The sequence below is a fragment of the Streptomyces sp. URMC 127 genome (genome assembly GCF_051386535.1).
Lineage (GTDB): Bacteria > Actinomycetota > Actinomycetes > Streptomycetales > Streptomycetaceae > Streptomyces.
Genome location: NZ_JBPQTW010000088.1, coordinates 1 through 26,532 on the forward strand (window position 1 = coordinate 1; position 26,532 = coordinate 26,532).

At 73.3% G+C, this 26,532-nt stretch carries 27 protein-coding genes; 12 read left to right on the forward strand and 15 right to left on the reverse strand.

Features of this window, described 5'->3' with window-relative positions; genetic code table 11:
- Positions 1-653 (reverse strand): hypothetical protein (locus tag ACSNOH_RS18680; protein ID WP_436722499.1); only part of this gene is annotated, 653 nt, incomplete at its 3' end.
- A 133-nt stretch (positions 654-786) separates the two neighbouring features.
- Between ACSNOH_RS18680 and ACSNOH_RS18685 the strand changes: the two genes are divergently transcribed.
- From ACSNOH_RS18685 to ACSNOH_RS18705, 5 genes are all read left to right on the forward strand, one after another.
- Positions 787-1,671 (forward strand): DUF4097 family beta strand repeat-containing protein, encoded by an 885-nt coding sequence (locus ACSNOH_RS18685; protein ID WP_436722500.1) that lies wholly within the window; start codon positions 787-789, stop codon positions 1,669-1,671.
- Positions 1,671-2,651 carry a helix-turn-helix transcriptional regulator gene (locus tag ACSNOH_RS18690; protein ID WP_436722501.1) on the forward strand — a complete coding sequence of 327 codons (981 nt, stop codon included), beginning with the start codon at positions 1,671-1,673 and terminating at the stop codon, positions 2,649-2,651. The genes ACSNOH_RS18685 and ACSNOH_RS18690 overlap by 1 nt, the downstream gene beginning before the upstream one ends.
- A 178-nt stretch (positions 2,652-2,829) precedes the next feature.
- Positions 2,830-3,417, forward strand: a complete 588-nt coding sequence (locus ACSNOH_RS18695) for a Uma2 family endonuclease (RefSeq protein ID WP_436722502.1) — start codon at positions 2,830-2,832, stop codon at positions 3,415-3,417.
- Between the two features lie 137 nt (positions 3,418-3,554).
- Positions 3,555-3,926 (forward strand): hypothetical protein, encoded by a 372-nt coding sequence (locus ACSNOH_RS18700; protein WP_436722503.1) that lies wholly within the window; start codon positions 3,555-3,557, stop codon positions 3,924-3,926.
- Positions 3,927-4,174: 248 nt separating this feature from the next.
- Complete coding sequence (locus ACSNOH_RS18705; RefSeq protein ID WP_436722504.1) at positions 4,175-4,363, forward strand: hypothetical protein; 189 nt, start codon at positions 4,175-4,177, stop codon at positions 4,361-4,363.
- Positions 4,364-4,436: 73 nt separating this feature from the next.
- Here the strand turns inward: ACSNOH_RS18705 and ACSNOH_RS18710 are convergent, their stop codons facing one another.
- From ACSNOH_RS18710 to ACSNOH_RS18720, 3 genes are all read right to left on the reverse strand, one after another.
- Positions 4,437-5,198, reverse strand: coding sequence for an amino acid ABC transporter ATP-binding protein (locus ACSNOH_RS18710; RefSeq protein WP_436722505.1), 762 nt, complete (start codon positions 5,196-5,198; stop codon positions 4,437-4,439).
- Positions 5,195-6,091 (reverse strand): amino acid ABC transporter permease, encoded by an 897-nt coding sequence (locus ACSNOH_RS18715; protein WP_436722523.1) that lies wholly within the window; start codon positions 6,089-6,091, stop codon positions 5,195-5,197. Before ACSNOH_RS18715 ends, ACSNOH_RS18710 begins: the two co-directional genes overlap by 4 nt.
- Positions 6,092-6,440: 349 nt before the next feature.
- Entirely contained in the window at positions 6,441-7,406 is a 966-nt protein-coding gene (locus tag ACSNOH_RS18720) for an ABC transporter substrate-binding protein (RefSeq protein WP_436722506.1), read from the reverse strand.
- Between the two features lie 624 nt (positions 7,407-8,030).
- On the opposite strand from ACSNOH_RS18720, the gene ACSNOH_RS18725 reads away from it, so the two are divergent.
- Positions 8,031-9,242, forward strand: coding sequence for an NAD(P)-dependent malic enzyme (locus tag ACSNOH_RS18725; protein ID WP_436722507.1), 1,212 nt, complete (start codon positions 8,031-8,033; stop codon positions 9,240-9,242).
- Positions 9,243-9,315: 73 nt separating this feature from the next.
- On the opposite strand, the gene ACSNOH_RS18730 is transcribed toward ACSNOH_RS18725, so the two are convergent.
- Positions 9,316-10,743, reverse strand: a complete 1,428-nt coding sequence (locus ACSNOH_RS18730) for a hypothetical protein (protein ID WP_436722508.1) — start codon at positions 10,741-10,743, stop codon at positions 9,316-9,318.
- 295 nt (positions 10,744-11,038) lie between these two features.
- Here ACSNOH_RS18730 and ACSNOH_RS18735 point away from each other — a divergent pair, with 295 nt between their 5' ends.
- Together ACSNOH_RS18735 and ACSNOH_RS18740 are read left to right on the forward strand one after the other, a co-directional pair.
- Positions 11,039-12,001: a zinc-binding dehydrogenase gene (locus ACSNOH_RS18735; protein WP_436722509.1), complete on the forward strand. Its 963-nt coding sequence runs from the start codon at positions 11,039-11,041 to the stop codon at positions 11,999-12,001.
- A 7-nt stretch (positions 12,002-12,008) separates the two neighbouring features.
- Positions 12,009-13,448 (forward strand): cellulase family glycosylhydrolase, encoded by a 1,440-nt coding sequence (locus ACSNOH_RS18740; protein WP_436722510.1) that lies wholly within the window; start codon positions 12,009-12,011, stop codon positions 13,446-13,448.
- Between the two features lie 21 nt (positions 13,449-13,469).
- Here ACSNOH_RS18740 and ACSNOH_RS18745 read toward each other — a convergent pair whose 3' ends face one another.
- Positions 13,470-13,607 carry a hypothetical protein gene (locus ACSNOH_RS18745; protein ID WP_436722511.1) on the reverse strand — a complete coding sequence of 46 codons (138 nt, stop codon included), beginning with the start codon at positions 13,605-13,607 and terminating at the stop codon, positions 13,470-13,472.
- Between the two features lie 409 nt (positions 13,608-14,016).
- Entirely contained in the window at positions 14,017-14,778 is a 762-nt protein-coding gene (locus ACSNOH_RS18750) for a class I SAM-dependent methyltransferase (protein ID WP_436722512.1), read from the reverse strand.
- Between the two features lie 99 nt (positions 14,779-14,877).
- Between ACSNOH_RS18750 and ACSNOH_RS18755 the strand changes: the two genes are divergently transcribed.
- The gene (locus ACSNOH_RS18755) at positions 14,878-15,525 is read left to right on the forward strand and encodes a CGNR zinc finger domain-containing protein (RefSeq protein WP_436722513.1); all 648 of its coding nucleotides are present in this window, start codon (positions 14,878-14,880) and stop codon (positions 15,523-15,525) included.
- Here the strand turns inward: ACSNOH_RS18755 and sodX are convergent.
- Complete coding sequence (sodX, locus tag ACSNOH_RS18760; protein ID WP_424891123.1) at positions 15,411-15,881, reverse strand: nickel-type superoxide dismutase maturation protease; 471 nt, start codon at positions 15,879-15,881, stop codon at positions 15,411-15,413. The two genes, ACSNOH_RS18755 and sodX, sit on opposite strands and share 115 nt — an antisense overlap.
- Positions 15,882-16,025: 144 nt before the next feature.
- On the opposite strand from sodX, the gene sodN reads away from it, so the two are divergent.
- Complete coding sequence (gene sodN / locus ACSNOH_RS18765) at positions 16,026-16,421, forward strand: superoxide dismutase, Ni (protein ID WP_436722514.1); 396 nt, start codon at positions 16,026-16,028, stop codon at positions 16,419-16,421.
- 10 nt (positions 16,422-16,431) lie between these two features.
- Here the strand turns inward: sodN and ACSNOH_RS18770 are convergent, their stop codons facing one another.
- Together ACSNOH_RS18770 and ACSNOH_RS18775 are read right to left on the reverse strand one after the other, a co-directional pair.
- Positions 16,432-19,215 (reverse strand): HAD-IC family P-type ATPase, encoded by a 2,784-nt coding sequence (locus tag ACSNOH_RS18770; protein ID WP_436722515.1) that lies wholly within the window; start codon positions 19,213-19,215, stop codon positions 16,432-16,434.
- Positions 19,199-19,627 carry an ArsR/SmtB family transcription factor gene (locus tag ACSNOH_RS18775; RefSeq protein WP_436722516.1) on the reverse strand — a complete coding sequence of 143 codons (429 nt, stop codon included), beginning with the start codon at positions 19,625-19,627 and terminating at the stop codon, positions 19,199-19,201. The genes ACSNOH_RS18770 and ACSNOH_RS18775 overlap by 17 nt, the downstream gene beginning before the upstream one ends.
- Positions 19,628-19,788: 161 nt before the next feature.
- Between ACSNOH_RS18775 and ACSNOH_RS18780 the strand changes: the two genes are divergently transcribed.
- The gene (locus ACSNOH_RS18780) at positions 19,789-20,052 is read left to right on the forward strand and encodes a GlsB/YeaQ/YmgE family stress response membrane protein (RefSeq protein WP_436722517.1); all 264 of its coding nucleotides are present in this window, start codon (positions 19,789-19,791) and stop codon (positions 20,050-20,052) included.
- 65 nt (positions 20,053-20,117) lie between these two features.
- Here the strand turns inward: ACSNOH_RS18780 and ACSNOH_RS18785 are convergent, their stop codons facing one another.
- Entirely contained in the window at positions 20,118-20,807 is a 690-nt protein-coding gene (locus tag ACSNOH_RS18785; protein WP_436722518.1) for an HAD family acid phosphatase, read from the reverse strand.
- Positions 20,808-21,105: 298 nt separating this feature from the next.
- Between ACSNOH_RS18785 and ACSNOH_RS18790 the strand changes: the two genes are divergently transcribed.
- Positions 21,106-21,975, forward strand: coding sequence for an RNA polymerase sigma factor SigF (locus ACSNOH_RS18790; RefSeq protein WP_436722524.1), 870 nt, complete (start codon positions 21,106-21,108; stop codon positions 21,973-21,975).
- A 68-nt stretch (positions 21,976-22,043) separates the two neighbouring features.
- Here the strand turns inward: ACSNOH_RS18790 and ACSNOH_RS18795 are convergent, their stop codons facing one another.
- From ACSNOH_RS18795 to ACSNOH_RS18810, 4 genes are all read right to left on the reverse strand, one after another.
- On the reverse strand, positions 22,044-22,418 hold the full coding sequence (locus ACSNOH_RS18795) for an ATP-binding protein (RefSeq protein ID WP_436722519.1): 375 nt from the start codon (positions 22,416-22,418) through the stop codon (positions 22,044-22,046).
- A gap of 148 nt (positions 22,419-22,566) precedes the next feature.
- Entirely contained in the window at positions 22,567-23,997 is a 1,431-nt protein-coding gene (locus ACSNOH_RS18800; RefSeq protein ID WP_436722520.1) for a sensor histidine kinase, read from the reverse strand.
- Positions 23,998-24,071: 74 nt separating this feature from the next.
- On the reverse strand, positions 24,072-24,755 hold the full coding sequence (locus tag ACSNOH_RS18805; RefSeq protein ID WP_436722521.1) for a response regulator transcription factor: 684 nt from the start codon (positions 24,753-24,755) through the stop codon (positions 24,072-24,074).
- Positions 24,756-24,976: 221 nt separating this feature from the next.
- Complete coding sequence (locus tag ACSNOH_RS18810; protein WP_436722522.1) at positions 24,977-26,332, reverse strand: hypothetical protein; 1,356 nt, start codon at positions 26,330-26,332, stop codon at positions 24,977-24,979.
- Positions 26,333-26,532 lie beyond the last annotated feature (200 nt).

The window sequence follows — 26,532 nt, forward strand, 5'->3', positions numbered from 1 at the left end:
CGCGTCCACGCGCCGAACCGGCCCCCCTCCGCCGCGTCGAACCCGGCCCGTACCGCCTCGCGCCAGCCGGGCCAGTAGACGGCCTCCGCCGCCGGGAGCGCGCCCGCGGAGGCGCGCAGGCCGTCCGCGGGGACGCCCGGGGCGAGACCGGGCGGCAGGTGCAGCCCGGTACGTGACAGAACGGCGATCAGCCCGCGAACGCGGGCACACGCGTCGGCGTCCGCGTCGGGCCGGGTGAGCCCGTCGAGCGCGGCCCCGTCGAGGACCGGGTCGAGCCCGGTGCGGGCCCGCAGCGCGGTCATGGCCGGCTCCTCCCCGACCGGGGTGCCGTCGGCGACCCACGCGTACGCGGCGGTCCGCCGGAAGCCCGACGCCACGACGAAGCCCGCTCCCGCCTCGTCCCACCACAGGCCCACGACGGGCCACGGCTCGGCGACGGCCAGCGCGTGGGCCCAGCCGGCCGTGGCGGTGGCGAGGTCGGTGCCCTCGGTGCGCCAGGAGTCCTCGCCGGGAATCAGCACGCTCCACCCCTCTCCCGCCGGGACCAGGAGGAGCGGTTCGTTCAGGAGCTGGGCGGAGGGCCGGACGCGGCCGGGCTCGGCCCGGCAGAGCAGCAGGACCCCCGCCGCGCGGCTGTGATCAGTAGCGGACATGCGACAACGCTATGCCAACGACGGGCGCTTGACTTCGCCCGACCGCGATATATCGTGTTTCTGGAAGACGCGATAGGTTGCGTCTCGTACGCAGTCGCGTTTCGACGTCCTGACACGCAAGAGGGGGTCCGGCATGCCCGCAGAGTCCGAGTGGTCGCTGTCCGCACCGGAGAAGATCACCTTTGAGGGCCCGGTCTCGGTCCTCGACGTGACCGTCGTGAACGGCACGGTCAACGTCGTCGGCACGGAAGGCGGCCCGGCCCACCTGGAGCTGACGGCGCTCGACGGCCCGCCGCTGAAGGTCGTCCACGAGGGCGGCAGGCTGACCGTCGGATACGAGGACCTGTCGAAGAAGACCCTCCTCGGCTGGCTCGGCCGCAAGAGCTGGAAGCGCTCGGCCGACGTGACCCTCACCGTGCCGGCGACCGCCGACGTCAAGGTCGGCGTGGTCGGGGCGAGCGCCGTGGTCTCCGGCATCGCGGGCGACACCAAGGTCGCGGGGGTCAGCGGCGACACCACGCTCGTCGGCCTCACCGGCGACGTCCGCACCGAGACGGTCTCGGGCCGGGTGGAGGCCCAGCGCCTCGGTGGCGACGTGCGCTGCAACGGCGTCTCCGGCGACCTCACGATCGTGGAGTGCTCGGGCGGCCGGATCAAGGCCGACTCGGTCAGCGGCAACGTGGTGATCGACGTGTCGCCGGCCGCGCCGGGCGTCGACCTGGCGGTCACCACCGTCTCGGGCGAGGTCGCCGTGCGGCTGCCGTCCTCGGCGGACGCGACGGTGGAGGCGGGCACGACGGTCGGCCCGGTCTCGTGCTCCTTCCCGGAGCTGTGGGTGCAGGACCAGTTCGGCGCGCGGAACATCACCGGCCGGCTCGGCTCCGGCCGCGGCTCGGTCAAGGTCACCAGCGTCTCCGGCGCCGTCGCCCTGCTGGAGGGGCCGGACGCCGGCGACAGCCTCGACGACTGGGCGGACGACGCCCCCTCCGACGCCCCCGCTCAGGGAAAGGTCCTCTGATGCCCCCCGTCTTCGCCCACGGCCGGCTCCGCCTCTACCTGCTCAAGCTGCTCGACGAGGCGCCCCGCCACGGCTACGAGATCATCCGGCTGCTGGAGGAGCGCTTCCAGGGCCTGTACGCCCCGTCCGCCGGCACGGTCTACCCGCGCCTGGCCAAGCTGGAGGCCGAGGGCCTGGTCACGCACACCACCGAGGGCGGCCGCAAGGTGTACGCCATCACCGCGGCCGGCCGCGCCGAACTCGCCGGGCGCCAGGGCGAACTGGCCGACCTGGAGCTGGAGATCCGCGAGTCCGTGTCCGCCCTCGCGGCCGACATCCGCGAGGACGTCCGGGGCGCCGCGGGCGACCTGCGGCGCGAGCTGCGCGAGGCCGCCCGGCTGAGCCGCGCGGGGGCGAACCCCCACGGCTTCGACGGAGCGAAGGAGGACTTCCGCCGGGCGAGGGAGCAGTGGAAGGAGCAGGCCCGCCGGGCGCAGGAAGAGAGCCGGCGCGCCCGTCAGGACGCCCAGCAGGCCCGCCACCAGGCCCGGGAGGCCCAGGAACGAGCCCGCGAGGAGGTCCGGCGCATCAGCGAGCGCGTCCAGGAGCACGTCCAGGAGCACGCGCGGCGCGGCGACTGGCCGGCCGGCATCGCCGAGGGCGTCAGCGCCCTGGCGAGGGAGTTCGGCGCGTTCGCGGGCCGCGCGGCGGGGGCGGCGGATGCGGCGGGCACGACCGGCGCGGCGGGCACGGCCGGCGCGAACGGCACCACCCGGCACCCCGAGCCCCCGGCGGGCCCCGCCCCGGAGTGGGCCGAGGCCGCGGACGGCCTCTCCAAGGACCCGGCCCGCGACCTGGACCGCCTCCTGGACCGCTTCCGCGACGACATCCGCGACGCGGCCCGCGACCACGGCGTGACCCCGGACCAACTGGCCGCGTCCCGCCGCCACCTCGCCGAAGCGGCCACCCGCATCACGGCCCTCCTCCGCCCGGGAGACTGACGTGCCCACAGGATCGACGGCGTGGTGGCTGGCACGGCTGTTACCGGCGAGGCCGCGCCCGCCCGAACGCCAAGGAGCTGTGAGTCAGCCCACACGTCCTGCAGCACATCCGGACCTCCGTGCGTATCGTTGAACCGCGCGGCTGCTGAAACCAGCGGCAGCGGGGAGGAGCGCCACGGTGACCATCGCACTGACCGACAGGACCGAGATGGCCGAGCACGGCGAGTCAAGCTTCGACGACATGTTCGAGCTTCTCTACGAGATCGTCCCCGAGGGATACAAGGGCGAGATCGTGGAGGGGGCAATCGTGATGTCACCGCAAAGGCACACGCACTGGGCCATCATCAAGGATGTGCTGGCTCAGCTGATGGCTTACTTCGGAGCACGGAGCACCATCGAGAGCGATGTCCGGCTCGATCTGCCCGGCTACAGCAACGGCTTCGCTCCAGACCTCTACAAGGTCTCCGACGGTGCCGAGCCGAACGCGAAGGGGAACTGGCGCTACCAGGACGTCGAGTTCGTCCTCGAAGTGATCTCCCGGGAAACCCGCGAGAGCGACTACGGCAAAAAGAAGGCCGCCTACGCCGCCGGTGAGATCCCGGTCTACCTGATCGCGGACCCGTACACCGGGCTGTGCCACCTGCACACCCTGCCGAAGGACGGCGAGTACCGCGGCTACCTGAAGCTGGACTTCGGCCAGCCGGTCGACCTCACCGACACTCCCCTCGGCATGACCCTGCAGACGGACCGCTTCCCCCGCGACTAGCTTCTCCCCCAGCGTGGGCGTACCAGCGGCAGGACCGGCTGGACGATGCGCGGTATCTGGCCGTGCATGCCGCAGACGGAGTGGAGCGGGAGCAAGGGGGAACGGCGGAAGGGGTCCGCGTGTGGGGTGGCCTGCTGATGTCCGCCGCAACGTCGTACGCCAGGAGCGGCGACTACGACACGGCCAACGCGATGATGCGCACCGCGGAGCGCGCGGCTGATCGCCTGGCCGAGCTCCCGCCCCCGCAGGACGGTCGGCTGGTGTCCGTGTTCAGCCGGTCGTCCGTGCGCATTGAGCGGGTCCGCCTTGCTGTCCAGCACGAGCGACCCGAGGAAGCCCTGGCGCTGGCCGAGGGAGCGGTGAAGGCTCTTGAAGCGCTACGGCGCGTCGCCCCGGCATGGATGCGGCACCACACTCTGGCCGTGTCCATCGTCCATGACCTGTGGTCTCGCTCCACGCGTCCGGCTGGTCTCCGCACGTTGGCTCAGTTTCTGGGGATCACCGAATAGCGTTGCAGAAGTGGGACGTTGCGTCCCTGTAACCGCTCGCCGGCCAGCGGGAACATCACCGTGTCACGGTGTCCAGCGAAGAGGGGCGTTGAAGTTCGATGGCCGGCGAGAAGGAGCACCGGAGTACCGGCGCGACAGCGCTTTGGGACGGCACCGGATACCGGTCCGGCGCCCGCATTGCCACCGATGCGGAGCGCCGGGCGCTCGGGCTCGCCCCTCGGGCAGTGGACTGAGGAATGGAGCCCACTATGAGCGGCAAGGACAAGCCACTGAGCAACCGCGCCCGGATCGGGAGGCTGATCAAGCGCGATCTACCCGACCAGTCCGGGCCCTCCGAGTGGTGCGGCAAGCACCCGAAGGAACGCACTCAGCTCGTGGTCCGTAAGGGGTGGGTGTGCCTCGACTGCGTGCGCGAGGAGAGCAGGAACCAGCCGTAGGCAGTCACGTGCCGGATGGGGCGGGGGTACGGGAGAAGTCCCGTACCCCCGCCCCATCCGTACCGCCGGCCGCTTACAGCACCTTCGACAGGAACGCCTTCGTGCGGTCGTGCTGCGGGTTGGTGAGCACGTCGCGCGGGTTGCCCGACTCGACCACCACGCCCTGGTCCATGAAGACGACCGAGTCGCCGACCTCGCGGGCGAAGCCCATCTCGTGGGTGACCACGATCATCGTCATGCCGTCCTCGGCCAGGCCCCGCATGACGTCCAGGACGTCACCGACGAGCTCCGGGTCGAGCGCCGACGTGGGCTCGTCGAAGAGCATCAGCTTCGGCTCCATCGCCAGCGCCCGCGCGATCGCGACGCGCTGCTGCTGGCCGCCGGAGAGCTGGGAGGGGTAGTTCTCGGCCTTGTCGCCGAGGCCGACCCGGTCCAGCAGCTTCTTGGCCCGCTCGCGGGCGACGGCCTTCGTCTCGCCCTTGACCTGGACCGGCGCCTCCATGACGTTCGCGAGCGCCGTCATGTGCGGGAAGAGGTTGAAGCGCTGGAACACCATGCCGATGTCCCGGCGGTTCCTCGCGACCTCGCTGTCCTTGAGCTCGTAGAGCTTGTCGCCCTGCTGCCGGTAGCCGACCAGCTGGCCGTCGACGTACAGCCGCCCGGCGTTGATCTGCTCCAGGTGGTTGATGCACCGCAGGAAGGTGGACTTGCCCGAGCCGGAGGGGCCGATGAGGCAGAACACCTCGCGCGGGGCGACCTCCAGGTCGATGCCCTTGAGGATGTGGGCCGCGCCGTAGGACTTGTGGACGCCCTCGGCCTTCACCATTGCGTTCATGCGCTGACGCCTCCCGACGGACGGTTGCTGAAGGAGGCCAGGTTGACCTTGATCTTCTGCCATGGGGTGAGCGGCAGACTGCGCAGCGAACCGCGGGCGTAGTGCCGCTCAAGGTAGAACTGACCGATGCTGAAGATGCTGGTCAGGATGAGGTACCAGGTGGCGGCCAGGAAGAGCATCTCGACCGTGGCGCCGGTGGTCTGGCCGATGTCGGAGGTCGACCGCAGGAGTTCGAGGTATTGCGCCGCGCTCGCCGCCAGCGACGAGGTCTTCAGCATGTTGATGAACTCGTTGCCGGTGGGCGGCACGATCACCCGCATGGCCTGCGGGAGGACGATCCGGCGCAGCGTCCTGCCCTGGCTCATGCCGAGCGCGTGCGCGGCCTCGGTCTGGCCCTCGTCGACGGACTGGATGCCGGCCCGGACGATCTCGGACATGTACGCGGCCTCGTTGAGGCCCAGGCCGAGCAGCGCCGCCATGAACGGCGTCATGAAGTCGCTCATCTCGTCCCGGTAGATCGGGCCGAGGTTGATGTACGGGAAGATCAGCGCGAGGTTGAACCACAGCAGCAGCTGGACGTAGACCGGGGTGCCCCGGAAGAACCAGATGTAGAGCCAGGAGACCGAGGAGGTCACCGGGTTCTTCGACAGCCGCATCACCGCCAGCACGATGCCGAGCACCAGGCCCAGCAGCATCGCGAGGAGGGAGATGAGCACCGTCTTGCCGAGGCCCGTGACGACCGTCGAGTCGAAGAGGTAGTCGGGGATGGCGCTGTAGTGGACGTTCGCGCTGGCGAACGCGTTGAGCAGGAGGCCCAGGATGGCGAGGACGACGACGGCGGAGACCCACCGGCCGTAGTGCCGTACGGGGATGGCCTTGATGGCCTGCGGCACGACTGAGGCGGAAGACGCCGGCGCCGGGTCGTCGGCCGGGTCGTCCTTCTTCGAGGCGGGAGCGTCCTTCTTGGCGAGGTCCGGCTTGCCGGCCGGCTTCTCCTCGGAGGACTTGTCCGCGGCAGCCTTGTCCTCGTCCGCCTTCTTCTCGGCCTGCTCTTCAGCCGGCTTGTCGGCGGCCTTCTTGTCCTCGGCCGTCTTCTCCGGCTCCGGGGTGGTTCCGGCCGCCTTCTTCTCGGCGGCCTCCTTCCCGGGCTCCGGCTGGTCCTTCTTGTCCGGCTCCGGCTTTTCGGGGGAATCAGTCACGGGGTATGGCCTTTCAGCGTCCGTACGAGGGGAGGGAGAGGGGTCAGGAGCCGCCGTTGAGCTTGGCTTCCTTGACGGCGCCGGCCTCGACGCCCCAGGTCTTCATGACCTTGTCGTACGCACCGTTCTTGATGATCGCGTCGAGGGCCGCCTTGAGCGCGTCCCTCAGCTGGGCGTTGTCCTTGCCGACGGCGATGCCGTACGGAGCGGCCTCCACCTGGTCGCCGACGACCTCGAAGTCGTTGCCGCCGCCCGAGGTCTTCACCGCGTACGCGGCGACGGGGAAGTCGCTGGAGACGGCCTCCACACCACCGGCCTTCAGCCGGGTCTGGGCCTCCAGGTCGGTGTCGAACGCCTCGATGCTGATCTTGTCCTTGTCGTCCTTCTCGCACTTCTCGGACTGGGACTTGGCCAGGTCGTCGGAGACCGTCCCCCGCTGCACCGCGACCTTCTTGCCGCAGAGGTCGTCCCAGCCCGAGATGCCCTTGGTGTCGCCCTTCTTGGTGTAGAGCGAGACGCCGGCGTTGAAGTAGTCCACGAAGTCGACGCCCTCGCCGACCTTCTTGCCGGTCTTGGAGTCGATGCCCTGCTGGCGGTCCTTGGTGTCGGTCATGGCGGACATCGCCATGTCGTACCGCTTCGAGCGCAGGCCCGTGACCAGGGCGTCGAAGGTGCCGTTGTTGAACTCGAACCGCACCCCCAGCTCCTTGCCCATGGCGGCGGCGAGGTCCGGGTCGAGGCCGACGACCTTGCCGTCCTTCTTGAACTCGACCGGCGGGTAGGCGATGTCCGAGCCCACCTTGATGACACCGCTGTCCTGGATCTTCTTCGGCAGCTTGTCGAAGAGGGGAGCCTTCGAGCCCTGGGCGCTCTGACCGGCCTCGCTGCCGGTCTTGTCCCGCTGATCGCCACAGCCGGTGAGCAGCAGGGCGCCGGCGACCGCGATCGCGCCGGCGGCGGCCAAACGACTCCTGGCGGCAGCCGTGCGAGGGGTGGTGCTTGCGGTCATTGCTGGTTCCTCCTGCGGGTGAGGGGGTGGCCGGCCGTCGGGACGGACACGGAGCAAACACGGAACAAACACAGGAAAACGCTGATGACGCACGAGGGGCAGAGCACACGCCCTTGGATGTCGCGACCTCGTGCGATTGGGGCATCTTGCCATCCGGACTGCTCCATTCGGGGGGCTCGCTATGTCAAAATCGGATAACGGGTGATCCCCGTGCCGCATCAGGTCGGTACCAGCTCGGCCAGGACTACCGGACTCATGGGTTCCCCTTCCGTCGGCCGCCGGCGCGAGACGTATCTCACGCGCCCTCTGTCTCACTCCGTGGACTTATCGACCCAGTTGACACCGTTCTGACGCGCCCCTGTGCCTGCACTGAACCGCGCCACGGCAAGTCAGCGGGAACTCACTCGTAGGCCGTAGTGCTCATTTGGTAGAAAGACCAGCTACACCCCGCACCAGGGGCCCAGGGCGCGTGTGCGGCGCGCCCGGCATACGGATCCGTACCGCGCGGCACCAACCCCACGCGCGGCGGCCATCTCGATGGCCGGACACGGACCCGAAGCCCGACCCGCCCCGCAACCCAGGGCGGCTACCCTCGACGGACATTCGACAAAGGGGTCAAATACAGTGGCAGCGGAGATCGTGAATCCTCGCAGCGACAGCGGTCCGGACGACACTCATGGCGAGTTCTTCGATCCGGCCTTTGCGCTGCACCGCGGCGGCAAGATGGAAATCCGGGCGACGGTGCCCGTGCGCGACCGGGACGACCTGTCCCTCGCCTACACGCCCGGTGTGGCCAAGGTGTGCAGCGCCATCGCGGACCACCCGGAGCTCGTCCACGACTACACCTGGAAGTCCCAGGTCGTCGCCGTGGTCACGGACGGCAGCGCCGTCCTCGGGCTCGGTGACATCGGCGCCGAGGCGTCCCTGCCCGTGATGGAGGGCAAGGCGATCCTCTTCAAGCAGTTCGGCGGCGTCGACGCCGTCCCCATCGCCCTCGACTGCCGCGGCGTCGACGAGATCGTCGAGACCGTCGCGCGCCTCGCGCCCTCCTTCGGCGGCATCAACCTGGAGGACATCTCCGCGCCGCGCTGCTTCGAGGTCGAGCGCAAGCTCCAGGAGCGCGTGGACATCCCCGTCTTCCACGACGACCAGCACGGCACGGCCGTCGTCACCCTCGCCGCCCTGCGCAACGCCGCCAGGCTCACCGGCCGGGCGCTCGGCGAGCTGCGCGCGGTGATCTCGGGCGCGGGCGCGGCCGGCGTCGCGATCGCCCGGATCCTGGTGGAGGCGGGCATCGGCGACGTCGCGGTCTGCGACCGCAAGGGCGTCGTCTCGGCCGACCGCGAGGACCTCACGGACGTCAAGCGTGACCTGGCCGGCTTCACGAACAAGGCCGGTCTGTCGGGCACCCTGGCCGCGGCGCTGGACGGCGCGGACGTGTTCATCGGCGTCTCGGGCGGCACGGTGCCCGAGGAGGCGGTGGCCTCCATGGCGAAGAACGCCCTGATCTTCGCCATGGCCAACCCCACCCCGGAGATCCACCCGGACGTCGCGCACAAGTACGCGGCCGTCGTCGCGACCGGCCGCAGCGACTACCCGAACCAGATCAACAACGTCCTGGCCTTCCCCGGCATCTTCGCGGGCGCCCTGCAGGTGCGGGCCTCCCGCATCACCGAGGGCATGAAGCTCGCCGCCGCCGAGGCGCTGGCCGCGGTCGTCGCGGACGAGCTGAGCGCCGAGTGCGTCATCCCGTCGCCGTTCGACGAGCGGGTCGCCCCGGCGGTCACCGCCGCCGTCGCGGCCGCCGCCCGCGCGGAGGGCGTGGCCCGGCGCTGACGCGCTGACCTGCGGTGATACGGCGGGCCGGACCGGTGAGGTCCGGCCCGCCGTCTTCATCTGCTTCCTCCGTCTACGGCATGACCCGGCGTACGAAGACGTCCCCGGTGTTGTTGGTGTCGCCCGGGACGAGGTTGCTCCCCCAGCTGTTGAAGACGGCCGTCCGGCCGAGCAGGTCGGTGCGGACCTCGCCCGCGTTGCCGTTGTCCTGCGTGCCGTCCGCGGCGACGTTGAGCCGCTCGACGGCGCCGGTGCGCAGATCCCGTACGAAGACGTCCTGCCGGTCGTTGGTGTCGCCGGGCACCAGGTTGCCGGCGTCGGAGGCGAAGAACACGCGCTGATCGTCGGCGCTCATGGCGGCGCCGTAGGAGCCGCCGTTCGCCTGCGAGCCGTCGGCCGCGAGGCTCAGGCGCCGGGTCGCGCCGGTCTGCAGGTCCTTGGCGTAGACGTCCGGGGCGCCGTTGGTGTCGTCCTCGGCCACCTGCTCGGGGCTGGAGAACAGGGCGTAGCGGCCGTCGGGGCTGAGTCCGGTGCCGCCGGTGACCAGTGCGGGCAGGCCGTCGTACGTCTCGGCGGCGCGCTCCGTGCGGCCGGTGTGCAGGTCGTGCACGTAGAAGCCGTAGAGGCCGGGCCGGGCGAGTCCCCCGGCGGGCTGCTGCGGCGGTTTCTGCGGCGGTTTCTGCGGCTGTTTCTGTGCGGACGCGCCCGGTACGAGATTGCCGGCCGCCGTCCGGAACGCGACCCGGCTGCCGTCCGCGCTGATCACGGGGTACCCGGACATGCCGTCGGCCTCGGTGCCGTCGCTCGCGACGCTCACCCGCCGCGTGGTGCCGCGTCGGCGGTCGAGGACGAAGACGTCCTCGCGCTGGTTGGTGTCACCGGGCACGAGGTCGTCGCGGCCGGAGACGAAGGCGACGTAGCGGCCGTCCGTGCTGATGGCCGGCGAGTGGTTGGAGCCGCTGCCGGCGGTGCGGTTCTTCACGAGCACCTCGGTCCGCCCGGTGCGGCGGTCGCGGAGGAAGACGTCGGAGCCGTCCGGGTTGCTGCCGGCGGCGAGGTCGGACCCCGAGTCGAAGACGACGTACCGGCCGTCGCCGCTGATCGACGGCGACGAGGCGCCCGTGCCGGCCGGGGTGCCGTCGCTCGCCGCGCTGACCAGCTCGGTCCTGCCGGTCCGCAGGTCCCGTACGAAAACCTGGCCGGCGGACCCGGCGCCGGGCACGAGGGTGGCCGCCCGGGACGCGAAGACGGCGTACCGGCCGTCGGCGCTGAGCGACGCGCCCCACGACTCCGCGTCGGCCTGGGTGCCGTCGCTCGCGACGCTGACGCGCTCGGTGCGGGGCGGGGCGGGATGCGCCTTCGCGGAGGCCGCGGAGGCCGCGGAGGCCGTGGGGGCCGTAGGGGCCGCGGAGGCCGCTGGGGCCGCGGAGGCCGCTGGGGCCGCGGGCAGCACGGCGACGCAGCCGCCCAGTAAGGCGCCGACGACGGCCGTCCGTCTCACCCCTCTCACCCCCCTCACCCCCCTCACCCGTCCGGTCAGCCCGGTCCGTCTGTTCCCGCGCACCGTTCCGTTGCTTGCCGGATGACGCATGGTTCCCCCCTCGGTGAGCTCCGCACCGGGTGGCACGGGGCCAACCGAAGCCAACCCCCGCCCTCGCGCCCGGTCAATGAGGAGGCGCCGGCTCCGCCGCGGATACGGCTGTTGCGGCAGGGGCGACTGGACGGAACGGCGGGCGCGGCGCGTGTCACACCACGGCGAGGTTCCGCCCGGCAGTCGGCGGGGCTAGGTTCGGATCATGTTCGCCGCCTACGCCGCACGCATCGACCGTGACCAGCCGCTCGACGGACTCGAGTTGGGGCAGCGCCCCGAGCCGGAGGCACCCCCCGGCTGGACCGTCGTCCACGTCAAGGCCGCGTCCCTCAACCACCACGACCTGTGGTCCCTGCGCGGCGTCGGGCTCGGCGAGGAGGCCCTGCCGATGATCCTCGGCTGCGACGCCGCCGGCGTCGACGAGTACGGCAACGACGTCGTCCTCCACTCCGTCATCGGCCAGACCGGCCACGGCGTGGGCCCCCGCGAGGGGCGCTCCATCCTCACCGAGCGCTACCAGGGCACCTTCGCCGAGCGCGTCGCGGTCCCCGCGTGGAACGTGCTGCCCAAGCCGAAGGAGCTCAGCTACGAGGAGGCGGCCTGCATGCCGACCGCCTGGCTCACCGCGTACCGCATGCTCTTCACCAACGCGGACGTGCGCCCCGGGCAGAGCGTCCTCGTGCAGGGCGCCGGCGGCGGCGTCGCCACCGCCGCGATCGCCCTCGGCGCCGCGGCCGGCCTGCGCGTCTTCGCGACCAGCCGGGACGCGGCCAAGCGCGAGCGCGCCGTCGCGCTCGGCGCCGAGGAGGCGTTCGAGCCGGGGGCGCGGCTGCCGCACCGGGTCGACGCCGTCATCGAGACGGTCGGCGCGGCGACGTGGTCGCACTCGGTGAAGTCCCTCAGGCCCGGCGGCACGCTCGTGATCTCCGGTGCCACCAGCGGCCCGAACCCGCCTGCCGCCGAGCTCAACCGCATCTTCTTCCTGGAGCTGAAGGTCGTCGGCTCGACCATGGGCACCAAGGAGGAGCTGGCGGACCTGCTGAGCTTCTGCGCCGCGCGCGGCGTACGGCCCGTCATCGACTCCGTCCTCCCGCTGGACCGGGCCCGCGAGGGGTTCGAGAAGATGGCCGGTGGCGACCTGTTCGGCAAGGTCGTGCTGCAGGTATGAACGGCGGATGCCGAAGAGACGCTTGCGCAAGGCGGCGGTCCTCGCCGTAGCCGCGGTCCTGGCACTCCTGGTGCCGGGACCGGCCGCGGAGGCCCGTACGGACACCCGCGCGGAAACCCGCACGGACGCCCCCGCGGACCCGGGCATCCCGCCCCTCACCGACGAGCAGGGCCGCGCCCTCACCCTCCGCGGCTGGAACCTCGCCGACAAGGAACACCGCGGCGACGAAGCCCTGGCGGACATCACCGAGCGCTCCCTGCGCGACATGGCCGCACAGGGCTTCAACTTCGCCCGGCTCGCGGTCTTCTGGGACGACCTTGAGCCCCGTCCCGGCCACTACAGCGAGCGCTACCTGCGCAAGATCGAACGCATTCTCGACTGGGCCCACCGCCACCGCGTCCGCGTCGTGATCGACGCCCATCAGGACGTCTACGGCCCGGCCTTCGGCAGCCACCGCGGCATCCCCGCCTGGGCCACCCGCACCGACGGCCTGCCCTACCGGCCCCACCCCGACGACTGGTTCGCCGAATACTTCGAACCCGCCGTGCAGGCCGCCTTCCAGCACCTCTACGAGGACGAGGACCTGCGCCGCGCCCAGGCCCGCATGTGGCAGGTCCTCGCGGGCCGGCTCGCGGACCACCCGGCGGTGCTCGGCTACGACCTGATCAACGAGCCGATGGGCCGCATGCGCCCCGGCGAGAGCATCCCGGACGCGGCCCGCCGCATCGAGGCCACGCAGCTCACGCCCATGTACCAGCGCATGGCGGACGCGATCCGGCGCGCCGACCGGCGCCACTGGCTGTTCGTGGAGCCCACCCCGGCGGCCGGCGAGGGGGTGCCGACGGGCCTGGGCCGCATCCGCGACCCCAAGGTCGTCTACGCCCCGCACTTCTACAACGCCGCCATGGAGGCCGGCCGCGACTACGACCCGGCCTCGGGCTGGCTCCCCGCCTACGAGGCGGCCGTCGTGCACTACCCGCGCGCGATGCGCGTCCCCGTCCTCATCGGCGAGTGGGGCCCGCTGGACAGCTCCCTGCCGAACATGGCCCGCTTCTACGAGGACGCCCTCACTTCCATGTCCCGCTACGCCACGGGCTGGGCGAGCTGGCAGTGGTGCTACGGCGGCGCGTACTGCGCGATGGACGAGCGCGGCCGCTTCCGGCCGAACAAGTCCCGGACGGCGGAGCCGTACGCGGCGGCCGTCGCCGGAGTCGTGCGGGAATCCTCCTACGACCCGCGCCGGGCCGCGTACAGCCTGGCGTACGCCCCGGCGCGGCACGGCCTCACGGAGCTGATCCTGCCCCCCGCGCCCCGCGGCTGGCACCTGACGGTGCGGGGCCCGGCCCGCGCCGACGCGACCCGGATCCCGCCGGGCGAGCGGGGCACGGTGCGGGTGCGGGCGGGCGCGGGGGCCGGCGAGGTCCGGGTGACGGCGGAGCCGGGCTGAGAGCGGTCCTGAGAGCGGTCCTCAGTAATCGAACGTCTCGAACGTGACGACTGCGGTGCCGTCGCCTTCCCAGCGGACGTCCACCCTCGCCTCGTCGGCCTGGAGGCTGCCCGGCGGCCTGAGGATGCCGAGGCCGAGTCCTTCCTTGCGTTCCACCACGCCGTCAGTTTCCGGCCCGCCCGGCTTGTTCCGCTCTCCGGAGAGCGAAGCGAGCCAGGGGGGGCCTCGGCGCGCGGCATGCGGAAGGTACCCGACTCGGTGCGGCCCGCAAGGCCGCTGAGCCGGGTGCACCGTTGGTCACTCGCATGCTCGGGAAGCACCCAGCCCAGCGCGTACATGGCCTCCGAGCAGGCGACCGGGCGTTCCTGAACACCCCCGTCAGCGGCGGCGCCCTCGCCCCCGGCAACGACGTACGCGAGCCCGCCCAAGGCCGCGGTCGCGGCCAAGGCGACGAGCCACAGCGCCTTGCGGCGCTTCGGGCGGGCGGAGGACTCCGGGATCACCGAGGCTATGGGCATCGACCCAGTATGACCCGGCGGGAAGCCGGTGCCGCTTGCGACTTGAGGCGCTACTTCAGCGCCAGCACCATCGCGTCCGACGGCGAGCTCCACACCGTACGCGCCTCCGCGAAGCCCGCCTCGCGGAGGGTGCGGGCGTGCCATGCGGCGGAGGGGGTGTCGCCGTCGGCGTGCTCGCCGTAGATCTCGAAGCGCTCGGCGGTCGGGCCGGCGAGGACGGGGTCGGCGGCGGCGAGGTCCCACCAGGCGCGCCAGTCGAGGGCGCCGGCGGCCTTGGCGCGCTCCATGCGGGCGTGGCGCAGGGCGCGCTCGGCCTCGTTGATGCGGGGCGTGGCGGGGTCGGGCATGTGGTCGGCGTTGAGGAAGACGCCGCCGTCGCGGACGAGGCCGGCGAGCTGCCCGTACAGGGTGCGCAGGGGGTCCTCGTGCAGCCAGTGCAGGGCGGTGGCGGTGAGGACGGCGTCGTAGCGGTCGTGGGGCAGCCGGGCGGTCCAGTCCGGGTCCTTGAGGTCCGCGGTGACCAGCCGGACGCGGTCGTCGCCGGCGAAGGTGCCGCGGGCGATGGTGAGGAGGGCCGGGTCCAGGTCGACGCCGGTGGACTCGGCGCCGGGGAAGCGGTCGAGCAGGCGGGCGGTGATGGTGCCCGTGCCGCAGGCGAGGTCGAGCACGCGGGGCGCGGGGCCGGCGAAGGCCTCGACCATGTCGAGCATGACCCGGAACCGCTCCTCGCGGTCGGGCAGGTACCACTCCTGCTGCCGGTCCCAGCTCTCCTGCCAGGCGTTCCAGTCCGTGCCGACGACGGCCTCGGTCATGACGTCCCTCCCACGGGTCGCACGTGTAATACCCTCGGTTGCGTACCGGCCATTACCAGGCCCGATCCGAGGTTAATCCGCCCACAGTAAGGACCACAAGTGGAACTGGCCTATTACTCGGACTTCGCTGTGCGGCTGGTCAACAGCGAGGAGCCCGCGCGCGGCGCGGACACGCTGACCTCCGTCGAGGCCGTGCGGGAGCTCTTCGGCAACAGCGCCCAGGCCGCCCGGCGTGCCGGCGACAGCGACGTGACCCGGCTCAGAGCCGTGCGGGCCCGGCTGCGCGCGGTCTTCGAGGCCGCCTCCGAGGGCGACGAGGTGCGCGCCGTGGACCTGCTCAACGCGCTGCTGATGGAGTATCCGGTCAGCCCGCAGATCTCCGGGCACGAGTACCGCGACGAGGACGGCCGCCCCAAGTGGCACATGCACATCGCCGACCACGCGGCCAACGCCGGCGCCTCGTACGCGGCCACCGCCTGCATGGGCCTGGCCGTCCACCTGACGGAGTACGGCGTCGACCGGCTCGGCATCTGCCAGGCCGCGCCCTGCCGCAACGCCTACCTGGACACCTCGACCAACCGCTCGCGCCGCTACTGCTCGGACCGGTGCGCCACCCGCGCCAACGTCGCCGCCTACCGGGCCCGCAAGCGCCTGGAGAGCCGCGCGGCCGAGGCCCCCGCGGGCAGCGACCGCACCGGCCTGAGCGCCGACGCCAGCCACGACAGCACCGCGCCCGCCGAGCGCTGACCCGCCTCCGGGGGCCGCCGCAGCCGCACCAGCGCGCGGGCCACCACGAGCTCCTCCGGCACGGCGCCGAACTCCCGGCTGTCGTTCTCCACGAGCGGGTTGTCCCCGCGGACCCACCAGCCGCCCTCGCGCCGCTCCACGGCGCGCTTGACGATCAGCAGGTCCTGCCGGAACGGGTGGCGCAGCACCACCACGTCACCCGGCCGCACCACCGCTCCGTACTGGACGACCAGCTGGTCCCCGGGGTTCAGCGTCGGCACCATCGACGGGTTGTAGACCTCGGCCAGCCCGATCCGCAGCAGTCCGCGGCGCTCGCGGTCCTGCTCCTGCCCGCGCTCGTCCACTTGCTCCTGCACCACGGCTCCTCCCGGTCCGTATCCTCCACCAGTCCCAGCCTGACACCGGTCTTTTGTCCTAAGCCCCCCGGGGCACCCGAGAAAAGCCTTCCCACACCGAGTAATCTCGCACCTGAGAAGACGATCACGAGGAAGGACAGCTCTATGCTCTCCCGCCTGTTCGCACCCAAGGTGCGAGTCAGCGCCCACTGCGACCTGCCCTGCGGTGTCTACGACCCCGCCCAGGCCCGCATCGAGGCGGAGTCGGTCAAGGCCGTCCAGGAGAAGTACCAGGCGAACGAGGACGCGGACTTCCGCACCCGTGCGCTCATCATCAAGGAGCAGCGCGCGGAGCTCGCCAAGCACCACGTCTCGGTGCTGTGGAGCGACTACTTCAAGCCGCCGCACTTCGAGAAGTACCCGCAGCTGCACCAGCTGGTCAACGACACCCTGAAGGCCCTGAGCGCGGCCAAGGCGTCCAACGACCCGAAGACGGGCGAGAAGGCGCTGGAGCTCATCGCCGAGATCGACCGCATCTTCTGGGAGACGAAGCAGGCCTGATCCAGGTCCGTCACCGAAGGCCCGGCAGCCGTGCTGCCGGGCTTTGGTCGTACCGGGCCCGCGCCACCGCCAGCGCCGCCCCGTACAGCGTCAGGACGACGGCCATGAGGCCGTAGTACAGCGGCGGCAGGGCCGTCATGCCGAGGGCCGGGCCCAGCGGGGTCAGCGGCAGGAGCAGGCCCACGACGGCCAGGCCCGTGGTGGCCAGGCGGACCGGCAGGGGGGCGCGGCGCTCGGCCGCGTCCCGGCCGGCGCGGAGCAGGAGCATCACCAGGGCCTGGGTGAGCAGGTTCTCCGTGAACCAGCCGGCGTGGAAGGCCGCCCGGCCGCCGGTGCTGCCGGCGGAGTGCAGGGTCAGGGCCAGGACGCCGAAGGTCGCGAGGTCCGCGGCGGCGTTCAGGAGGCCGAAGGCCGTCATGAAGCGGAACAGCGCGCGGGGCCGCAGGACCGCGGGCCGCTCGTGGACCGTGGCGGCGGGGCGGTCGAAGGCGAGGGAGAGCTGGGCCGCGTCGAAGCACAGGTTCTGCACGAGGACCTGGGCGGGCAGCATCGGCAGGAACGGCAGCAGCAGACCCGCCGTCAGCATCGCGATGACGTTGCCGAGGTTGGAGGAGAGCGTGATGCGCAGGTAGGCGGCGATGTGGCCGGTGCTGCGGCGGCCGGTGACGACGGCGCGGCCGAGGGCCGTCAGGTCCTTCGAGGCGAGGACGACGTCGGCGGCCTCGCGGGCCACGGGCACTCCGCCGCGCGGGCAGATGCCGACGTCGGCGGCGTGCAGGGCGGCCAGGTCGTTGACGCCGTCGCCGAGGAAGCCGGTCGTGTGCCCGGCGGTGCGCAGGGCGCGGACGACGCGGGCCTTGTGCTCGGGGGCGCAGCGGGCGAAGACGGTGGTGCGGGCGGCGAGCCGGGCGAGTTCGGCGTCGCCGGCGGCGTCGATGCGGGCGGCGGTCAGGGGTTCGCCGGGGTCGAGGCCCAGTTCGCGGCAGGCCCGGGCGGCCGTGCCGGGGTGGTCGCCGGTGAGGACCTTGACGGCGACGCCGCGGCCGGCGAGGACGGTCAGAGCCTCCGCGGCGGTGGGCGCGAGGGCGTCGCGCAGGCCGACGAAGCCGATGAGGGTGAGTGCCTGCTCGTCCTCGGGGGCGTACGGGCCCGCGCCCGGCGGGCGTTCGGCGAGGGCGACGGCGAGCACGCGCAGCCCGCTCGCGGCGAGGGCGTCCGCCCGGGCGGCGAGGCGGGCACGGTCCGCGGGGCCGAGGGGCCGGCCTCCGGCGAAGCGGGCGCCGGGCGCGCGGCCGCTGCCGTCCCGGCCGCCGCCGGTGTCCCCCGCGCCGTCCGCCACCCGCGTGCACCGCTCCAGCACGTCCTCCGCGGCGCCCTTGACCACGAGCACGTACGCGGGCGCGGGGCCGCGTCCGGCCGTGAGCGTACGGACGTTGCCGGGCAGCACCGGTTCCGCACCGTACGGGGCACTGCCTGCCAGGGCGTCGCCTCCCGGCCCGTACCCGCCCGGTGCGAACCCGCCCGGCACTCGCACGAGCGCCGAAGCGATCCGGCGCCCGGGCCCGCACGGCAGCGCCGCGACGCCCTCGACGCCGTCCGCGCCGGCGCCCCGTTCCTCGTCCGCGTCGAGGAGGGCCTCGTCGAGGGCGTCGGGGGCGGGCAGCTCGGCCAGGTGGAGCGTCCACAGGGCGGCGACGGCGGCCCAGTGCAGCACGGCGGGGTCGTCGCGGCCCTCGGGGCCGACGGCGCGGTCGAAGACGGGCCGGTCCTGGGTGAGGGTGCCGGTCTTGTCGACGCACAGCACGTCGACGGCGCCGAGGTCGTACAGGGCGGGCAGCCGTCTGACGATGACCTCGCCGCCGCGGGCGAGGAGGGCCGCGCCGCGGGCAAGGGCGGTCGTAACGACGACCGGCAGCATCTCGGGGGTGAGCCCGACGGCCACGGCGACGGCGAAGGGCAGGGTCTCCAGGCCGCGGCCGCGCAGCAGCGCGCTCGCGACGAGCACGAGGGGCGCGGTGAGCAGCATGAACCGCACCAGGATCCGGGCGATCCCGTGCACGGAGCGGTCGAAGGGGCCGGGGGGCCGCGGCCCGCGCTCGCGCGGCAGGGCCCCGGAGAGGACGGTGTCCGCGCCGGTGACGACGGCCACGCCGGTGGCGCTGCCGGAGACGACGCTGCTGCCCTGGAGGCAGAGGTCGGCGGCGCCCTTGGCGACGGGCACGGACTCGCCGGTCAGCGCCGCCTCGTGCAGGGTCAGGCCCGTGGCCTTGAGCAACCGCAGGTCGGCGGGGACGAGGTCGCCGGGCGCGAGGAGCACGACGTCGCCGGGGACGAGCTGTTCGACGGGCAGCTCGCGGGTCACCGGCTCCTCGCCTTCCGCGGGGCGGCGGCGGACGGTCGCGGTGGCGGCCACCAGCTCGCGCAGGGCGGCCGCCGAGCGGTCGGCGCGGTGCTCGCCGGTGGCGCGCAGCACGCAGCTGACCGTGACGAGGACGGCGATCACGCAGGCGGTGCCCCAGGCGGCGAGCGCCGCCGAGACCAGGCCGAGGGAGAGGAGGACGGCGGTGAAGGGGTCGCGCAGGCTGCGGGCGAAGCGGCGCGGCCACGGGTCGGGGCGGCGGCCGGGGAAGACGTTCTCGCCGTGGCGCGCGAGCCGTGCGTCCGCCTCGGCCTCCGTCAGGCCGCGCGGCCCGCTCTCCAGCGCGCGCAGGACTTCCAGAGCGGTGGTGCCGGTGGTGCCGGTGGCGTCTGCGGCTCGTCCTCGCGCGGCGGGGCGGTCAGGCGCCCAGGCCATGGAGGCGCCCGGTGCGGGCGGCGCCGCGGGCACCGGCGGCCCCGGCGGCGGCCCCGGCCTTGCGGTCGGCGAGCTGGCCCACCATCAGCCGGACGATCGTGACGACGTGCGGGTCGTCCACGAGGTAGACCATGCGCCGGCCCTCGCGGCGCGACCGCACGAGCCCGGCCAGCTTCAGCTTGGCCAGGTGCTGGCTGATCGCGGGCAGGGCGCCGCCGACGCGCTCGGCGAGGGCGGTGACGTCGCTCTCGCCCTGGGCCAGGGCCCAGACCAGGTGGAGCCGGGCGGGCGAGGCGAGCAGCCCGAAGGCCGCGGCGGCCTCGGTGAGGACGTCCGCCGCGGGGTCGCCGAGGCCCTCGCCGAAGCCCCCTTCGACGTAGGCGTCCTCGAAGCTTCCGACTCCTGCGGCCACTGTCGCTCTCCCGTTCCTGCCGCGCGTCCGTGTGCGCGGCACGACCAGTCTAGGCAGGGCGCGGCAGGCGGACGGGCGGACATGCGCCGCCGGGCGGCTGGGCAGAAGTACCGAGAGGAACCGGTCCGGAAGGGCGGCAACAGGCTGCAAGAGGGGGAGCCGTGGAAATCTCCGGAATTTTCAGTGCAATCATCATCGGTCTGATCATCGGTGTGCTGGGCCGGCTGGTCGTGCCGGGGCGCCAGCACATCGGCGTGCTGTGGACGATCGTGGTGGGCATCGCGGCCGCCTTCCTGGGGGCGGCGATCGCCCACTGGCTGGGCGTGGACGACACCAAGGGGATCGACTGGATCGAATGGCTCATCCAGATCGGCCTGGCGGCGCTGGGCGTGGCCGCGCTCGACCGGGCGAAGGCGCGGCGCTGATGTCCGTACGGGCCGGGTGATCGACGGGTGGCTGCCTGGTGGCTGCCGGTCGGCCGCCGGGTGGTTCAGGAGAGCTTGCCGTCGTAGTCCGGCAGCTTGAAGGTCCGCTCCGCGTGGCCGCCCACCAGGTCGCTCGTGTTGTTCCCGATGTTCGCGATGACCGTGTAGCCGTTGTTCTCGATCTCCGCGCGCTTGGCGGTCTTGTACGTGCTCACGTCCTGGAAGAGGTCGGGGAGGTGGCGTACGTACAGGCCGCCCACCGGGTAGCCGGCGTCGCGCAGGTTGTGCTCGGTGAGCCCGTCGAGGATGCCGGGGCGGGCGGTGACGAAGAAGACGGCGGCGCCGCGGGCGTGGGCGTAGCGGGCCAGGTCCCGCACGGGCTGGACGGCCGGCGTGGGGTACGTCCAGTGGAAGTCGGTCTCCAGCGAGGTGTTGTCGATGTCGAGGACGATGGCCTGCTTCCGGCCGTGCGCGTTTTCGGTGCGCTCCTTGACGTAGGGCAGGGCCCGGTCGACGACGGCCTGCACATCGCGCTGCCAGGTGGGGTAGTCGACACCTTTGAGGCCCGCGGGGCCGGAGGTGCGCGCGGCGGCCGCCGTGCCCGCGCTGGCGCCGGCGCCCGCGGTGACGGCGGCCGGGCGCCCGGCGTCGGCGGCGGTGGCGTCCGTGGCGGTGGCGGTGGCGGTGACGACCGTGGCCAGGAGGGTGGCGGCGAGGGCGACGGCGGTGCGGCGGGCCGGTATCGGTGCGGTCATGCGTGGCATGCTCACGTCCGCCGGTGACGCGCGGGGAACGTGCGGGTGGCCGTCCGGCGTCGTGGGGCTGCCCGCTCCGTGCGCCCGGCCGCGGGTACGGGCGCGGGTACGGTCGCAGGTCCGGTCATACGTCCGGCCCTACGTCCTGCCGGGTGCCCCATGCCTGACGATCCGTCGTATTTCCTTCCGTTTCCGCGCCTCTCCGCGAACCGGTAGGCATGGGCCACGGGTCACCGGGTAGGCGGGCGGAGGCCACCACCGATCTGGGGAGGACGATGTGACCGACACGGCATCCACGTTGACGACGGAGCATTCGGCGGCTGCCCCGCAGCGGCTCGAAGACGCGGTCGGGGGGCTGCCGTACATCGAGGACGCGACCACAGTGGCACCGCGGGACGCCCGCGCGCTGTCCGGGCTCTTCTTCGCACGGCTGCGGGAGCTGGAGGAGGGCACTCCCGCCTACCAGTACGCACGCAACACCCTGATCGAGATAAACCTCTCGCTCGTGCGCTTCGCCGCCTCCCGGTTCCGCAGCCGCGGCGACCAGATGGAGGACATCATCCAGGTCGGCACGATCGGCCTGATCAAGGCGATCGACCGGTTCGACCTCTCGCGCGAGGTGGAGTTCACGACCTTCGCCGTCCCGTACATCGTGGGTGAGATCAAGCGGCACTTCCGCGACACCGGCTGGTCGGTGCACGTGCCCCGGCGGCTGCAGGAGCTGCGCGTCGAGCTCGCCAAGGCCACCGGCGAGCTCTCCCAGCGGCTCGATCACGCCCCGACCCCCGCCGAGCTGGCCGAGCACCTCGGCATCAGCCGCGAGGAGGTCGTCGAGGGCATCGTCGCGGGCAACGGCTACACGGCCGGCTCGATCGACGTCCCCGTGGACGACGGCTCCGACCAGACCGGCACCACCTACGCCGACCGGCTCGGCGGGCCCGACCCCGCCCTGGAGGGCGTGGAGAACCTGCACGCGCTCAAACCGCTCGTCGCCGAGCTGGACGAGCGCGACCGGCAGATCCTGCGGATGCGGTTCGGCGGCGAGATGACCCAGTCGGAGATCGGCGCGGAGCTGGGCATCTCGCAGATGCACGTCTCCCGGCTGCTGACGAGGATCCTGGGCCGGCTGCGGGCGGGGATGCTCGGACAGGGGAACGGGCGCAAGTAGCGGCAGGCGGCGGCCCCTGGGCCGGGGCCCGGCCTCGCCGGGCCCGGGCGCTACGCCCCGGCCCCCCGCTACGCCCCGACCGCCGCGGGCTCCACCCACGTCGCCCGTACGGTCTTCCCGTCCGGGCGCCGGTCGACCTCCAGCAGGCCGGCCAGCCGCTCGACCATGTGCAGCCCCAGCCCGCCGCCCCCGCCGAGGTCCGGGGTGCGCGGCTGCGGCGGCCGCGGGCTCGTGTCGACGATCTCCACCACGAGCCGGTCCTGCACGGCCCGCACGCACAGCCGCCACCAGCCGCCGGCGTGCCGTATGGCATTGGTGACCAGCTCCGACACCACCAGGACGACGGCGTCGGGGTCCGCCCACGGGCAGTGGCGGGCCAGGAACTCCGCCGTCGCGTGACGCGCACGGGCGGCGTCCCCGTACGGGGCTTCGATCACAACCATCCGGCGGCTCCCTCGTTGCTGACCTGACCTGCTGACCTGACCTGGCGATAAGCGTCCGTCGAGCCGCGTATACCCAGCGATCGCCGCGTCATGGCGCCCCCGGGACGAGTGGTTCGTCACGGTACGGTCACCGGGCCGGGGGCGGCCTTCACCGGCCGGGGATGCCGTCCACCACGTCCTGGACCGTGAGGTCCGTGCCCGGCAGGCACGGGAGCGTGGTGGTGAAGCGCGCGCCGCGCGGGCTGTCCGTGACGGCCAGGGTTCCGCGGTGGACGGTGGCGATGTGGTGGGCGATGGCGAGGCCCAGGCCCGTGCCGCCGGTGGCGCGGGTGCGGGCGTCGTCGAGCCGGGTGAAGCGCTCGAAGACGCGCAGGCGGTCGGCGGGCGGGATGCCCGGGCCGTCGTCCTCGACGTGCAGGACCGCCAGCCGCCGGCCGGGGTCGTGGCCGAGGCGGACGGTGACGGTGTGTTCGGCGTGCCGCTCGGCGTTGTCCAGGAGGTTGCCGAGGAGGCGGGCCAGGAGGGTGTGGCGGCCGCCCACGGTGAGGGGCCCGGGGGCGTCGAGGTGCAGGTCGAGGGTCCGGGGGCCGGGCGGGCGGCGGGCGGTCTCCTCGCGGACGAGCGCGGTGAGGTCGACGGGCTGGGCGCCCGGGAGCCCGTCGGTGCCGGTCGCGTCCAGGCGGGCGAGCAGCAGCAGGTCCGTGGTGATGCTCTGCAGCCGGCGGGTGTCGCCGAGGGCCGCTTCGGCCACCGCCGTCCACTGCGCGTGCTCCGGGTGCGCGAGCGCGATCTCCAGCTCGGCGCGCAGGGCGGCCAGCGGGCTGCGGAGCTCGTGGGAGGCGTCGCCGACGAACCGGCGCTGCTGGTCGACGGCGGCCTGCAGCTGGTCGAGGGTCTTGTTCATCGTCGCGGCGAGCCGGGCCACTTCGTCGCGCGTGCCCGGCACGGGCACGCGGCGGTCGAGGTGGCGCGCGGACAGCTCGGCGAACTGGGTGCGGATCGCCTCCACCGGGCGCAGCACCCGCCCGGCCACGAACCAGGTCGCGCCCGCGAGGCAGGCCGTCAGCACCAGGGCGGCGCCGGCCAGCGCCAGGACCATGTGGTTGAGGCGGCGCTGCTCGTCCCGGAGCCGGTTGGCGACGTGCAGGTAGAGGCCTTCGGTGCCGGACTGGATGTAGCTGAGGACGGGGCTCCTGCTGCCGGGGTCGGTCCACGGCCACAGCGACAGCACCTCGCTGCCGTGCGCGGGTTCGTGGTCCGGCATCCGGGGGCCCGGCTCCCAGTTCGGCCGGCGGTCCGCGACGCCCACGGACACCTCCAGCCGGGGGTCGTCGCGCAGCTTCGCGGCGGTGTAGAAGATCTGCGCGTCCGGGTCGTAGTCGACGAGCCGGGGGACGGCGGCGACCTTCCGGCTCGTGTAGTCGACGGCCTCGCGCGCCAGGTAGTCGCGCAGCGAGCCCGCGGCCAGGGCCGCGCCGGCGATCAGCGGGAGGAGGGCCGAGACGGCGACGAGCCAGGTCAGCCGGGCCCGGATCGAGGCGGGCCGCAGCCGGAGCCGCCGGCGCCCGGGCCGCCGCACGGGGCCGGGGCGCCGTCCCGGGCTCCGGCGCGGCCGGCCGGCCGGCCCGCGGAACCGGCCGGCCGGCCGTCGCCTCACCGGCCCGGGGCGTCGGCCGCCAGCCGGTAGCCGACGCCGCGCACGGTCTGGATGCTGTGCCGCCCGAAGGGCGCGTCGATCTTCCGGCGCAGGGAACTGACGTGCACCTCCACGATGTTCACGTCGCCCTGGAACGCCTCGTCCCACACGTGCGCGAGGATCTCGGCCTTGGCCACGACCTCGCCGTCGCGCCGGGCGAGGTACTCCAGGACCGCGAACTCGCGCGCGGTCAGCTGCAGATCGGCGGAGCCGCGCCGGCAGCTGCGGGTCGCGGGGTCGATCCGGAGGTCGCCGACGGCGATGAGGGCGGGCCGCGCGGGCCGGCCGCGGCGCACGAGGGCGCGCAGCCGGGCGACGAGGGCCACGTAGGAGAAGGGTTTGGTGACGTAGTCGTCCGCGCCGGTGTCGAGGCCCTCGGCCTCGTCGTACTCGCCGTCCTTGGCGGTGAGCATGAGCACGGGCGTCCAGACTCCGGCCTCGCGGAGCCGGGCGCACACGCGGTAGCCGTTGAGGCCGGGCAGCATGACGTCGAGCACGATCACGTCGTAGGTGTCCTCGGCGGCGAGGTGCAGGCCCGTGTGCCCGTCGTGCGCGACCTCCACCGCGAACCCCTCGGCGACCAGGCCGCGGCGCAGCAGCTCCGCGAGCCGGCGGTCGTCCTCAACCACCAGTATTCGCATGCCTTCAGCATGGCGCGCGGGCGTGGTCCGGCGCCTGAAGTCTCCTTCAGGAAGACTCAGGGTTCCTTCAGCAACGGGGTGCCAGGATCCGGGGTGTGCCTCCCCGGCATGCGGGGGAGCGGAGCGCGCTCCGGCGGCACACGGGGGTGGGGCCCGTACGTTCCGGCGGCCGGGCCCGGCCGGCCGGTGCGCGCTCCGTCACCGGCTCACCAGTCGCCGGCTCACCAGTCGCCGCCTCCGAAGCCGCCGCCGTCCCCGCCGCCGAGGCCGCCGCCGTCGCCCCAGCCGCCGCCGAAGTCGTCGGAGTTGTAGTCGCTGCCGGTCCAGTCGCCGCCGTCGGGGCCGGTGTCGGCGGGGGCGGCGTAGGCGGGGCCGGAGAGGAGGCCGCCGAGCATGGTGCCCATGAGGAGGCCGGGGAGGATGCCGCCGCCGAAGTAGCCGCCGGCCCAGGGGGCGTAGGCGGGGCCGGCGTTCCAGTACGGCTGGCGGCCGTCGGGCGTCTGGACGGTGCGGGAGAGGGGCTCCTCGCCCTCGGCCAGGCGGGCCGCGTCGGCCGCGCAGGCGGGGACGGTGCGGGGGGCGCCGCCCGGGGGCGCCCACTGGACGTCCTGGACGGAGGGCCCGTGGCGCGGGTCGAAGAAGCAGGGCAGGCGGCGTTCGGGCAGGGGGGCGCCGGTGCGGCGGGCGGCGAGGGTGGCGAGGGCGAAGCGGCCCTTGTCGAGGCTCTCGGTGACGGCCGTGACGTCCTGCGGGTGGTTCACGGCGGCCATCTTGGCCTTGGCGTCCTCGTAGGCGTCGAGGGCTTCCTCGTAGTCGCGCCGCATGGCGTCGTCGGCGCCGGGCTCGGAGGGGTGGAAGTCGAGCCGGTCGAGCTCTTCGCCGAAGGCGGTGATGTCCTCGTCGACGACGACGCGCAGGGCGTCGAGCTCGGCCTGCTCGCGCTCCTCGCGCTTGCGCTTGTTGCGGCGGTAGAGGGCGTACGCGCCGGCGCCGCCCGCGACGACGATCGCCCCGCCGGTGATCAGCCCGGTGGCGCTCACGCCGGAGTCCGTGCCGCCCCAGGAGTCGGGGGCCCGGCCGCGGGCCTGCCGGTCGGCCTGGTCGACGAAGCCGTTGAGCATGGTGGTGGCGTCGCCGCCGGAGCGCTGGACGGTGCCGACGAGGTTGCGGACGGCGTTGCGCGACATGACCTTGGAGTCGGCGTGGGCGTTGAAGGCGTCGCCGAGGCGGATCGCGTAGACGCCGGCGATGCCGACCTTGGTGCGCAGGTCCTGGAAGACGGTGGCCCTGGGGAACTCGGCGCTGTCGGGCAGGACGGCCACGAAGACGGGCTTGCCGGCGTCCTCGATCTTCTTGGCCAGGGCCTCGGCCTCGGCGGGCGGGAGCTGGGCGCTCACCCGGGGGTCCACGTAGACCGGGCCCTTGCGCAGCGCTTCGGCGACGGTGTCGATGCCGGTCGCCGCGCGGGCCGCGGGGGCGGGGGCGAGGACCGTTCCGGCCAGGGCGAGCAGGGCGGCGGCCAGGACGGCGACCAGGGCCTGCAGCGGCCGGGGAAGCGCCCGGGTGGTGGCGGGCATGGCGGTGCTCCTCGGATGGAGGTCGGTGTTCCTGTCGATCGCTTCTAGGTGAAATTTACCGCTTGTACGGGTAAACCCGGCATTTCACTCCCCTGCTCAGCCGTACGAGAGGTTCGCGCAGGGGTCGTCGTCCGCCGACCGCGCCGTGGCGGTCACCTCGGAGGAGAGGGTGCCGGGGTTCGCGGCGGAGGGGGCCGGGG